The following is a 10,656-nucleotide window of genomic DNA, read 5'->3' as shown; positions in this document are numbered from 1 at the left end:
CTCGCGGCCAAACCCCCTTTCCCCCAAGTTGGGGGAGGACCGCTCCCCCACCCCCCCCCCAACCCCCCGGGCGGGGGGGGGGGGGCCCCCGCCGCCCCCCCCCCCCCTCCGGCGGATCGCTGGGGACCCTAGACCTGGCCGGCCTTCTCCAGCGCGGTGCAGCAGGTGTCCACGATCAGCCGCGTGACCACGTACGGGTCGACGTTGGCGTTGGGACGGCGGTCCTCGATGTACCCCTTGCCGTCCTTCTCGACCTGCCACGGGATACGGACCGACGCGCCGCGGTTCGAGACGCCGTAGCTGTACTCGTTCCACGGGGCGGTCTCGTGCAGACCGGTGAGGCGGTCGTCGATGCCCGCGCCGTAGTGCTTCACGTGGTCGAGCGGCTTCGAGCCCTCGCCCAGCGACTCGCACGCGGTGATGATCGCCTCGTACCCCTCGCGCATCGCCTTGGTCGAGAAGTTCGTGTGCGCGCCCGCGCCGTTCCAGTCGCCCTTCACCGGCTTCGGGTCGAGCGTCGCGGAGACGCCGAAGTCCTCGGCGGTGCGGTAGAGCAGCCAGCGCGCCACCCAGAGCTGGTCGGAGACCTCCAGCGGCGACAGCGGGCCGACCTGGAACTCCCACTGGCCCGGCATGACCTCGGCGTTGATGCCGGAGAGACCGAGACCCGCCTTGAGGCAGTTGTCCAGGTGCGCCTCGACGACGTCGCGGCCGAAGATCTCGTCCGAGCCGACGCCGCAGTAGTAGCCGCCCTGCGCGGCCGGGAAACCGCCCTCGGGGAAGCCGAGCGGACGGGCGCCCTTGAAGAAGGTGTACTCCTGCTCGATGCCGAAGACCGACTCCTGGGCGGCGAACTTCTCCGCCACCTCCGACAGCGCCGCCCGCGTGTTGGACTCGTGCGGCGTCATGTCGATGTTCAGGACCTCGCACAGGACGAGGACGTCGTCCCCGCCGCGGATCGGGTCGGGACAGGAGAAGACCGGCTTGAGCACCCGGTCGGAGGCGTGGCCCTCGGCCTGGTTGGTGCTCGACCCGTCGAAGCCCCAGATGGGCAGCTCGGCGCCGTCGCTGAGGATCTTCGTCTTCGAGCGCAGCTTCGCGGTCGGCTCGGTGCCGTCGATCCAGATGTACTCAGCCTTGAACGTCACGGGGCCTCATCCTTTGCGGGTCCAGCAGATTTACCCGAAGCCTCGCAATGTGCGGTTTCCCCGCCGTTGCCCCACGGTGAACCACGTGTTACCCAGGCTGATTACGTGACGTTTCACCCGCGGCCCGCCTGCCTGCCTGCTCGCCTGCCTGCCTGCCTGCCTGTCGGCCGGTCCGTCCGTGCGGGCCGCCCTGCCGCCGGCCGGGGGCAGCGTCACACCGGCGGAGGCCCGCCCCGCCACCGCTTTTCTTCCCTCCGGCCAGGTCCACGCGTCACACTGGCCCGCATGGACAAGCCACGTATCGGACTCCTCGGCACGGGCCCGTGGGCGGAGCACACGCACGCCCCCGCGCTGGCCGCCCACGCCGGGATCGAATTCAGCGGCGTCTGGGGGCGGCGCCCCGAGGCCGCCGCCGCGCTCGCCTCGGCCCACGGCACCACCGCCCACTCCGGCGAGGTCGGCCTCGACGCGCTCTTCGCCGCGAGCGACGCCGTCGCCTTCGCCCTGCCGCCGGACGTCCAGGCGCCGTTGGCGGCCCGCGCGGCGGCGGCCGGCTGCCACCTCCTGCTGGACAAGCCGGTCGCGACGACCGTGCGGGGCGCGCGCGAGGTAGCGGACGCGGTGGCGGCCGCCGGGGTGGCGTCCGTCGTCTTCTGCACGTTGCGGTACGCGGGCGCCACCGCCGCTTGGGTGGACGAACAGGCCGCGAAGGGCGGCTGGTTCACGGCGCACGCGCAGTGGCTCGGCGCGCTCTACGCGCCGGGGGAGAGCAGCCCGTACGCCGAGTCCCCGTGGCGTCGCGAGAAGGGCGGCCTGTGGGACGTCGGTCCGCACGCGCTGTCCGCGCTGATCCCGACGCTGGGCGACGTGGCGTCGGTGACGGCCGTACGGACGGAGCCCGACCTCACCCATCTCGTCCTGCGCCACGAGTCCGGGGCGGCCAGTACCGTGACGCTCAGCCTGAGCGCGCCGAAGGCGGGCGCGGGCGCGGGGGTGGAACTCCGCGGTGAACACGGCGTCGCGGTGCTCCCGGGGGAGTGGGGCAGCGCCCTGGACTCCTTCGGCACGGCGATCGACGCGCTGCTGGAGTCGGCCCGTACGGGAGCGCCGCACGCGTGCGACGTACGGTTCGGCCTCCGGCTGACGGAGATCCTCGCCGAGGCGGAAGCGCAGGTGGAGGCGGAGGCGCAGGCAGAGGCGGAAGCAGGGGCAGCGGCAGGGGCGTAAAGCGGGGCGGGGCCGGGGCGGGCCCGGACGGGTGCGGGCGGTGGCCCGCTCAGCGGGCGAGGGCGTCCCGTACCGCCTCGTCCGTGCGCGCCACCACGGCCGTACCGTCGTCCGCCGTGATGATCGGGCGCTGGATCAGCTTCGGGTGCGCGGCGAGCGCGGCGATCCAGCGCCCCCGCGAACCGGCGTCCCGCGCCCACTCCTTGACCCCCAGCTCCTTCGCCTCGGCCTCCTGGGTCCGGGTGATGTCCCACGGTTCGAGCCCGAGGCGGCCGAGGACCGCCCGGATCTCCTCCTCGGACGGCACGTCCTCCAGATACCGGCGGACGGTGTACGAGGCACCCTCCTCGTCGAGCAGGGTGAGCGCGCCACGGCACTTGGAACAGGCGGGGTTGATCCAGATCTCCATGGTCGGGAGCCTACCTCCGGACGCCCCTCGAAAATGGCTTCACGCACCCCTTCAAACCACGTCTGGCCAGGGGCGATTGTCAGTGGGGGGCAGTAAAATGGAGGGAGTTCGTGAGGGTCCCACCACCATGCCGGGAGGCTGACGATGGCTGTTGCCACCATCACGGAGAAGTCCTTCGAAACCGCGCCGACCCCACCCGCTCCTTCCGCCCGTGCCGCCCGTCCCGCCCGCTCCGCTCCGTCCGTCCGTCCTGTTCCGTCCGCGCTCGACAAGAGGAAGCCGCTGCCCGCGGGGCGCCCCCGGGAGTGGTACGAGAGCCACAACCGCCGGCTCAAGGCCATGCGTCTCGCCATCGCCCTGCTCGACTCGGGCGTGTACGCGCCGGCGAGCGCGCCCAACCGCCGGATACGGAGCACGGCGGCCCGGATCGGCATCCACCCGCCGTCCAACACCACCTGCCGCATGGTGCGCGAACTGATCGGCTAGGGTCCGTCGTTCGGCTCAGGCCGGATAGGTGAGCGGGGTCTGGTGCAGTGCAGTGCAGTGCAGTGCAGTGCAGTGCAGTGCAGTGCACTGCACTCGCTCCGCTCGCTCCGTCCCGGCGCACCGAACTGCCCTCCGGACGCCGACCGACGACAACGCGGAGAGCGTGCGTGCCAGGGCACGCGAGCCCGGCAGGATCCGGACGACAGGCCCCGGGTCCTGTCCTGCCGCCTCGGCGGGAGCCGCCCGACCCGCCCCGCGCAGCCGGCAGGTCACCGCGGGCCGGGGGCGGGCGCGGCCTGGCCGCCTGGCGGGCCCCCCCCCCCCCCCCCCGCCGACCCCGCACGACCGCGGGGGGCGGGGGCGGGCCGGGCCCGGGCCGCCGGGGCGCCGCCTCACTCCCCGAAGCGCAGCCGCCAGCGGACCTCGCCGTCGTGCCATTCGCCGGTGGGGCTCAGTCCGGCCGCGGCGGCGACCGCGCCCGACACCCGGTGCTCCGGGTGGACATGGGCGATCACCGTCCCCACGCCCCGCTCCTCCAGCCACCGGACCAGCCCCCGGGCCGCCTCCGTGGCGAACCCCCGTCCCTGCCAGGGCGTCCCCACCACCCAGGAGATCTCGGCGACCGTCTCGTCCCGGAGGGTGCGGTGCGGGGTGACGGTCGCCTGGACCGTCCCGGCCAGCTCGCCAGGGCCGTCCCGCTCCGTCAGCACCCAGTTGCACCAGGAGAACGCCGGATCGGGTGAGCCCGCGACCATCCTCGTGTACCGCACGCGCAGTTGCTCCGCCGTCGACGGCCGGCCGCCGATGAACGTATGCAGCGCGGGGTCCGCGAGCACGCCCGCCATCTCCCGCGCGTGCTCGACGCGCAGCGGCGACAGGGTCAGCCGCTCCGTCTCGATCACGGCCGTCCGTACGGAGGTCACGACGGCTCCCCCTGCTCCGCGGGCCTGAGCCACGAGCGGGTCAGGACCGTGGGCAGCCGCCCGTGCCGGATCGCGAACTCCGGCAGACAGATCCCGAACTCCTCGGAGAGGGCGTCGAGCGCCTCGTACTCGTCGTCCGGATCCAGCCCCGGAGCCACCGCCTCCGGGTCGTCCTCCTCCTCGTACTCGGGGAACAGCTCCTCCGGATCGAGCGGGTCCGGAAGCTCCCCCCACTCCTCGATCTCCTCGCCGCGCACCGTGAACCCGTACACCCGCTCCCCGTCCTCGGCGTACGAGAGGTGGAACGCGCTCGGCGGCTCCGACGGCCCGCCGCCCCGCTCGCACCACACCGTGACCGACTCACCGCCCACCGACGCCGATTCGCCCAGCCCGGTCAGCCGTTCCGGTACGAACGCCTCGGAGAGGTGGGCACGGCTCTCGTGGACGAAGCTCCAGCCGTCCCCGCACCGGCCCACCCGGGCGACACGCCGCAGCTCCCCGCCCTCCGGGCCGGACCGGGCCGCCGCCACCTCGTCCTCACCGGCCGGCGGCAGCAGCGGCCCCTGGCCGACCACTCCGGCCAGCGCCTCAGGCGTGACACCCCGTGCGAAGACGAAGCGATACGCGCGGTCCCGCCCGTCACCCGCGCCGGAGAGGCCGGAACCCCCGGAATCCGGGGACGCGTCGTCCGCGAGCCAGGCCAGCCCGTCGTCCCACGACGTGGCCCCGTCCTCGACGACATCACCGGCCCCGGCGCCGGCGCCCGCCGCCCCGGCCCGCCCCTGCGCGCCCCGGGGCGTCTCCAGCAGATACCGGCCGCGCTCCGCGGTGATCACCGGCCCGAGCAGCGGATCGGCGAGCAGCCCGACCGGGGCGAGGTGCTCGTCCCCGTACGGCTCCCAGTCGGCGACAGCGGTGGCGAGCAGGTGCCAGGCGGCCTCCGTGTCCCCCCAGCGCGCCTGTTCCCGCGCCCTGTCCACCGCGTCGCCGAACGGCCCGGACGCCTCGTACCGGAACGTACGGTCCACGACCGCCCGCAGCACCTCCCCGGCCCGCTCCCGGTCCCCGGCCGCGTACCCCCGCCGGAACTCCTCCGCCGTCCCCTCCGGCGGGACGGCCCCGGGCGCCACGGCCAGTGGCAGCAACTCCGCCCCGTACAGCGGGTCGTCCAGCGGACCCACGACGCGCTCCCGTGTCCGTCCGCCGCTCAGCAGCGCCTCCATCTGGACGCGCAGCTCCCGCGCGCGGGGCCTGCCGCACTCCTCCGCGTCCGCGAACACCTTCAGCGAGCCGTCCACGGCCTCGCCCCGCAGACAGGCCAGCCGCGCCTCCTCGACCTCCGCGTCCAGCTCCCGCGTGGTGTCGTTCTCGAACCCCGGAGTGTCCCGGTACCCGTGGTGGAAGCTCCGGAACAGGGCCTGCATCAGCTCCATGAAGGACTCGTAACGCTCCGGGGAGCCGCCCGGCCGGCCCCGGTGGAGATACGCGGCCCACTCCCCGTCGGCGCTCACCTCCCCCGGATCCAGCAGGACCTCGGGCCCGGCCACCGCCCCGGAGAGCCGCAGCGCCCTGCCCCACAGCCCGGCCGGCGCCGCCTCCCCCTCCGCACTGGCCCCCTCCGCACTGGCCCCCTCCGCACTGGCCCCCTCCCGACCTGCCTCGTCGATCCCCTGTGGGCCGCGCGGGTCCCCGTACCAGCGCGTCCCCTCCGTCGTGCCCAGCAGCGGGACGTCCGTCCCGGCGGGGCGCCAGCCGTCCGTGACCGCCAGGAACGACCGGAACGTCGGCGGCAGCACCACATCCGGCCCCAGCCGCTCCTCCAGCGCGCCGATCCGCCCCGGATCGGCGCCCGCGAACCCGAGCCACGGCCCGCGCGGCCCCTCCGCCGCCGAGGCCCCGCCCAGGCCCGGATCCGACTCCGCCCGCGCACCGGGGGAGCCGGCCCAGTCCGCACTCCACCGCTCAAGGAAGGGACGCCAGTTGTAGGTCTTCATGCCGTTCATGGTGCCAGCGCCCACTGACAATCCCCCACGCCCGTCCACAGCCCGGTCCCGCCCGGCTGGCCGAGCCGCGCCCCCTCCCGCTAACCTGGTCGGAAGTACGAAACGGCGGTGGGGCCCGCCGTACCCGAACCGCGGTGCGACCACCGCCAACGGTCCCTACTTGCGATGGAGCGCGCCCCGGCGCGGGCGCCCGGCGAGTAGGAGAGAGTGCCCCGTGATGACCGAGCCCACAGATCCCGACGCCGACGCCGAGGCCACGGCCACGGCGGCCGAGCGGGCGGCCCCCGCGCGCCACAGCGGCCGGCCCGCACCACGGAGCTCACGGACCCCGCTCCGCCGGCTGATCCCCCCGGCGGTCGCCGTGGTGGCGCTGGGCGGCGCGATCGGCGCGTCGGCCCGCTACGGCGCCGCCCTCCTCTGGCCCACCGCCCCCGGCGCCTTCCCGTGGACGACCCTCACCGTGAACGCGGTCGGGTGCGCGGTGATCGGCGTGTTCATGGTGGTGATCACCGACCTGTGGACGGCGCACCCCCTCGTACGGCCCTTCTTCGGCACCGGCGTCCTCGGCGGCTTCACCACGTTCTCCACGTACGCGGTGGACATCCAGCGCCTGGTGGCGGACGGCCGCGCGGGCCCCGCCATGGCCTATCTGGGACTGACCCTGCTCGCCGCGTTCGCGGCGGTGTGGAGTGCGGTGTGGGCGACCCGCCGCGTACTGGCATGGAGGCAGGCATGACCGGACCGACCGGTACGGCGCTCCGTCTGACGATCTTCCTCGGCGAGAGCGATCTGTGGCACCACAGGCCCGTCTACACGGAGATCGTCCACCGCGCCCACGGCGCGGGACTGGCGGGCGCCAGCGTCTTCCACGGCGTCGAGGGCTTCGGCGCCTCCTCGATGATCCACACCCAGCGGCTGCTCTCGCTCAGCGAGAACCTGCCCGTGGCGGTCGTGATCGTCGACGCCGAGGAACGGATCAGGGCCTTCCTGCCCCAGCTCGACGAACTGGTCGGCGGCGGCCTGGTGACCCTGGACCGCTGCGAGATCATCCGCCCCGGGGACCGGGAGGCGACCGGATGAACTGGCTCCTGGTCGTCCTGGGCGCCGCGGTCGGCGCCCCACTCCGCTATCTGACCGACCGTTCGATCCAGCGGCGCCACGACTCGCTCTTCCCCTGGGGCACCTTCACCGTCAACGTGACCGGCTGCCTCGTCCTCGGCGTGGTGACGGGCGCGATCACCGCGGGCGCCGCCGGCTCCTCCGTACAACTCCTCCTCGGTACGGGCTTCTGCGGCGCGCTCACGACGTACTCCACCTTCAGCTACGAAACCCTCCGCCTCACGGAGGACGGCGCGCACTTCTACGCGGCTGCCAACGTCCTCGCGAGCGTGGCGGCGGGCCTGGGCGCCGTCTACCTGGGCATCACCCTCGCCCAGGCACTGTGGCCCTAGCCGGCCCCGCGCGCTACGGACCCCGCCAGATGTTGTCGAAGGCTGCGTCCTCGATGGCGCGCCGCTGCCGTACCGCCTCCAGCTCCATCACCGCGTCGTTGACGGCGGCGAGCACGGTCACGACCGAGTCGTCGGCGATCTCCGGCGCGTCCTCCCCCTGCCCCTCCCCGATCCCGAGCACCCGGGCGAGCGCGGCGAGCACCGGCTCACCGGCCGCCCAGCGCTGCGCCGCGTGACGCCGCTCGGGGGAGTCGGCCAGCGCGGTCCGGCCGGTGTCGACGGGAATCCACCGGTGACGCTCCCGGGTGAGCTGCCCCTCCGCCTCCAGAGCGGCGAAGTAGCCGTCGGCCAGCCCCCGCCCCCGGCGCCACAGCCAGTCCTCGACGACCTCGTACGGAGCCTCCCGTACCAGCGCTCCCGCGGCCTCGTCCAGCAACCGGTCGGACAACGTCCACCGCGCACCCGGCACGATGCGCTCGTCGTCCAGCGTGAGCGCCTGGGCGTCGATCAGATCGATCACCTCGGCCCCGGCGAGCACGAGCGACAGATCCCCCCGCTCCACGGCCCGGCCGGAGCCGACATCCAGGGTGACGGTCAACAGGTCCCGCGATGTGGTCATGAGCGGCTCCGTGTCAGAGGGCACTGTGTCGATCCCGGCCGACTGTAGTGTCCCCGGGAACTTCCCGCAGACAGGGACAGCCCCTCCGAACGGGGCTGTCGCGCCTGTTCGGAGGGGCTGTCGCAAGCTTTTCGGGCGCTTCGGCCTAGATGTCGAAGTACAGCTCGAACTCGTGCGGGTGCGGACGGAGCTGGATCGGCGCGATTTCCTTCGTGCGCTTGTAGTCGATCCACGTCTCGATCAGGTCCGACGTGAAGACGCCGCCCGCCTGGAGGTACTCGTTGTCCGCCTCCAGCGCGTCCAGGACGGCCGGGAGGGAGGTCGGGACCTGGGGGACGCCCGCGTGCTCCTCGGGGGCCAGTTCGTAGAGGTCCTTGTCGATCGGCTCGGCCGGCTCGATCTTGTTCTTGACGCCGTCCAGGCCCGCCAGGAGGAGCGCGGAGAAGGCCAGGTACGGGTTGGAGGACGGGTCCGGGGCGCGGAACTCGACGCGCTTGGCCTTCGGGTTCGAGCCCGTGATCGGGATGCGCATCGCGGCGGAGCGGTTGCGCTGCGAGTAGACCAGGTTGACCGGGGCCTCGAAGCCGGGGACCAGGCGGTGGTACGAGTTCACCGTCGGGTTGGTGAACGCCAGCAGCGACGGGGCGTGCTTCAGAATGCCGCCGATGTAGTAGCGGGCGGTGTCAGAGAGGCCCGCGTAACCCTGCTCGTCGTAGAAGAGCGGCGTGCCGCCCTGCCACAGCGACTGGTGGACGTGCATGCCGGAGCCGTTGTCACCGAAGATCGGCTTGGGCATGAAGGTCGCGGTCTTGCCGTTGCGCCAGGCGACGTTCTTCACGATGTACTTGAAGAGCATCAGGTCGTCGGCGGCGGCCAGCAGCGTGTTGAACTTGTAGTTGATCTCGGCCTGGCCGGCGGTGCCCACCTCGTGGTGCTGGCGCTCGACCTGGAGGCCGGACGCCTCCAGCTCCAGGGAGATCTCGGCGCGCAGGTCGGCGAAGTGGTCGACCGGCGGGGCCGGGAAGTAACCGCCCTTGTAACGGACCTTGTAGCCGCGGTTGTCCTCGACCGCACCCGTGTTCCAGGCGCCGGCCTCGGAGTCGATGTGGTAGAAGCCCTCGTTCGCGGTGGTGTTGAAACGCACGCTGTCGAAGACGTAGAACTCGGCCTCGGGGCCGAAGTACGCGGTGTCCGCGATGCCGGTGGAGGCGAGGTACGCCTCGGCCTTCTTGGCGATGTTGCGCGGGTCGCGGCTGTACTGCTCGCCCGTGATCGGGTCGTGGATGAAGAAGTTGATGTTCAGCGTCTTGTCCCGGCGGAACGGGTCCACCCGGGCGGTCGACAGGTCCGCGCGCAGCGCCATGTCGGACTCGTGGATGGCCTGGAAGCCGCGGATCGAGGATCCGTCGAACGCCAGCTCCTCGGTCGGGTCGAACGCCTTCGCCGGGATCGTGAAGTGCTGCATCACGCCAGGCAGGTCGCAGAAGCGGACGTCGACGAACTTGACGTCCTCGTCCGCGATGAACTTCTTGGCCTCGTCGGCGTTCTGGAACATCCAGCTCCTCCTCCTCCCGACCCGGGGAGGGGCGGGGGTTATCGGTCGTGCGGCCAGTGCGGTGGCACACGCTGGACCCGACCTTAGGTTTCCGGGATTTCTCCAGCATGACCCATTTGTTTCGTTGAAGTTAACCAGCCCGGGTGTGCGCCGGGCGTACGGCGGCTCCGCCCGGGTACCCCGTACCTGCGGTGTCAACCCCGTCAGTGGTGCGCGGAGGCCGCCGCAGTACCGTGGTCGGGTGGACAACAGGCAAGCAATCGGATCGTGGCTCTCGGGGCCCCGCGCGGCGGCCGAGAACATGGGGGTCGACTTCGGCTACCGGGGCGAGCGGCTCGGTCTGCCGGAGCACGGGCCCGGCTCCGTCGCCCCGCTCGGGCGGCGCTTCGGGGCGCTCTTCGTCGACTGGGGGGTCTGCATGCTGATCGCATACGGGCTCCTCGCCGACGGTGACTGGCAGGCATCGGGGAACTGGGCGCTCGGTGTGCTCCTCGTCCTCGGCGTGCTCACCGTCGGTACGGTCGGATTCACTCCGGGCAAGCGCCTTTTCGGCCTGCGCGTCATCGCGGTGAACGGCGGACGCATCGGCTTCGGCCGGGTCCTCGTCCGTACGGTGCTGCTCTGCCTGGCCGTCCCCGCGCTGATCTGGGACCGCGACGGGCGCGGGCTCCACGACCAGCTCGGGCGCGCCGTCCAGGTGCGTATCTGACACCGGGCGGTATCCGGCGACGGGCCTTCCCCTCCATAGCGGGGCAGGTCCATAGCGGGGCAGGCCGCCGTACGCGCGGGAACAGGCTTGCACCGCACAGCAGGAGAGGGCGGCCCGGAGTGAATC

Annotated in this window: 12 protein-coding genes; 6 read left to right on the top strand and 6 right to left on the bottom strand. The window is 72.8% G+C overall.

The window, feature by feature from the left end:
- Positions 1 to 128: 128 nt before the first annotated feature.
- On the bottom strand, positions 129 to 1,148 hold the full coding sequence (gene glnII / locus ACFXPK_RS16655; RefSeq protein ID WP_385002197.1) for a glutamine synthetase: 1,020 nt from the start codon (positions 1,146 to 1,148) through the stop codon (positions 129 to 131).
- Between the two features lie 285 nt (positions 1,149 to 1,433).
- On the opposite strand from glnII, the gene ACFXPK_RS16650 reads away from it, so the two are divergent.
- Positions 1,434 to 2,375 (top strand): Gfo/Idh/MocA family protein, encoded by a 942-nt coding sequence (locus tag ACFXPK_RS16650; RefSeq protein ID WP_385075912.1) that lies wholly within the window; start codon positions 1,434 to 1,436, stop codon positions 2,373 to 2,375.
- Positions 2,376 to 2,424: 49 nt separating this feature from the next.
- Here ACFXPK_RS16650 and ACFXPK_RS16645 read toward each other — a convergent pair whose 3' ends face one another.
- Entirely contained in the window at positions 2,425 to 2,784 is a 360-nt protein-coding gene (locus tag ACFXPK_RS16645) for an arsenate reductase family protein (protein WP_385002203.1), read from the bottom strand.
- Positions 2,785 to 2,928: 144 nt separating this feature from the next.
- Between ACFXPK_RS16645 and ACFXPK_RS16640 the strand changes: the two genes are divergently transcribed.
- Positions 2,929 to 3,270 carry a hypothetical protein gene (locus ACFXPK_RS16640; RefSeq protein ID WP_385075909.1) on the top strand — a complete coding sequence of 114 codons (342 nt, stop codon included), beginning with the start codon at positions 2,929 to 2,931 and terminating at the stop codon, positions 3,268 to 3,270.
- Between the two features lie 392 nt (positions 3,271 to 3,662).
- Here ACFXPK_RS16640 and ACFXPK_RS16635 read toward each other — a convergent pair whose 3' ends face one another.
- Together ACFXPK_RS16635 and ACFXPK_RS16630 are read right to left on the bottom strand one after the other, a co-directional pair.
- Positions 3,663 to 4,193 (bottom strand): GNAT family N-acetyltransferase, encoded by a 531-nt coding sequence (locus ACFXPK_RS16635; RefSeq protein WP_385002209.1) that lies wholly within the window; start codon positions 4,191 to 4,193, stop codon positions 3,663 to 3,665.
- The gene (locus ACFXPK_RS16630; RefSeq protein WP_385075905.1) at positions 4,190 to 6,187 is read right to left on the bottom strand and encodes an SMI1/KNR4 family protein; all 1,998 of its coding nucleotides are present in this window, start codon (positions 6,185 to 6,187) and stop codon (positions 4,190 to 4,192) included. Before ACFXPK_RS16630 ends, ACFXPK_RS16635 begins: the two co-directional genes overlap by 4 nt.
- Before the next feature lie 223 nt (positions 6,188 to 6,410).
- On the opposite strand from ACFXPK_RS16630, the gene crcB (ACFXPK_RS16625) reads away from it, so the two are divergent.
- The 3 genes from crcB (ACFXPK_RS16625) to crcB (ACFXPK_RS16615) are packed head-to-tail and all read left to right on the top strand — an operon-like array spanning position 6,411 to position 7,647.
- Entirely contained in the window at positions 6,411 to 6,932 is a 522-nt protein-coding gene (gene crcB, locus ACFXPK_RS16625) for a fluoride efflux transporter CrcB (RefSeq protein WP_385075902.1), read from the top strand.
- Positions 6,929 to 7,276 (top strand): DUF190 domain-containing protein, encoded by a 348-nt coding sequence (locus ACFXPK_RS16620; RefSeq protein WP_385002218.1) that lies wholly within the window; start codon positions 6,929 to 6,931, stop codon positions 7,274 to 7,276. The genes crcB (ACFXPK_RS16625) and ACFXPK_RS16620 overlap by 4 nt, the downstream gene beginning before the upstream one ends.
- Positions 7,273 to 7,647, top strand: a complete 375-nt coding sequence (gene crcB / locus ACFXPK_RS16615; protein ID WP_385075900.1) for a fluoride efflux transporter CrcB — start codon at positions 7,273 to 7,275, stop codon at positions 7,645 to 7,647. Before ACFXPK_RS16620 ends, crcB (ACFXPK_RS16615) begins: the two co-directional genes overlap by 4 nt.
- A gap of 13 nt (positions 7,648 to 7,660) precedes the next feature.
- Here crcB (ACFXPK_RS16615) and ACFXPK_RS16610 read toward each other — a convergent pair whose 3' ends face one another.
- Positions 7,661 to 8,266 (bottom strand): GPP34 family phosphoprotein, encoded by a 606-nt coding sequence (locus ACFXPK_RS16610; RefSeq protein ID WP_385075897.1) that lies wholly within the window; start codon positions 8,264 to 8,266, stop codon positions 7,661 to 7,663.
- Positions 8,267 to 8,411: 145 nt separating this feature from the next.
- Complete coding sequence (gene glnA / locus ACFXPK_RS16605; RefSeq protein ID WP_382888461.1) at positions 8,412 to 9,821, bottom strand: type I glutamate--ammonia ligase; 1,410 nt, start codon at positions 9,819 to 9,821, stop codon at positions 8,412 to 8,414.
- Positions 9,822 to 10,062: 241 nt separating this feature from the next.
- On the opposite strand from glnA, the gene ACFXPK_RS16600 reads away from it, so the two are divergent.
- A complete protein-coding gene (locus ACFXPK_RS16600) occupies positions 10,063 to 10,530 on the top strand; it encodes an RDD family protein (RefSeq protein WP_385002227.1) in 468 nt (155 codons plus the stop codon).
- Positions 10,531 to 10,656: the final 126 nt, after the last annotated feature.

It is taken from the genome of Streptomyces sp. NPDC059142 (assembly GCF_042755665.1).
Taxonomy (GTDB): Bacteria; Actinomycetota; Actinomycetes; order Streptomycetales; family Streptomycetaceae; genus Streptomyces.
This window is presented reverse-complemented; position numbering and strand designations above follow the sequence as displayed.

Coding starts and splice junctions, on each gene's coding strand:
- ACFXPK_RS16650 (WP_385075912.1), top strand. CDS start 1,434: ATGGACAAGCCACGTATCGGACTCCTCGGCACGGGCCCGTGGGCGGAG.
- ACFXPK_RS16645 (WP_385002203.1), bottom strand. CDS start 2,784: ATGGAGATCTGGATCAACCCCGCCTGTTCCAAGTGCCGTGGCGCGCTC.
- ACFXPK_RS16640 (WP_385075909.1), top strand. CDS start 2,929: ATGGCTGTTGCCACCATCACGGAGAAGTCCTTCGAAACCGCGCCGACC.
- ACFXPK_RS16630 (WP_385075905.1), bottom strand. CDS start 6,187: ATGAAGACCTACAACTGGCGTCCCTTCCTTGAGCGGTGGAGTGCGGAC.
- ACFXPK_RS16620 (WP_385002218.1), top strand. CDS start 6,929: ATGACCGGACCGACCGGTACGGCGCTCCGTCTGACGATCTTCCTCGGC.
- crcB (WP_385075900.1), top strand. CDS start 7,273: ATGAACTGGCTCCTGGTCGTCCTGGGCGCCGCGGTCGGCGCCCCACTC.
- ACFXPK_RS16610 (WP_385075897.1), bottom strand. CDS start 8,266: ATGACCACATCGCGGGACCTGTTGACCGTCACCCTGGATGTCGGCTCC.
- glnA (WP_382888461.1), bottom strand. CDS start 9,821: ATGTTCCAGAACGCCGACGAGGCCAAGAAGTTCATCGCGGACGAGGAC.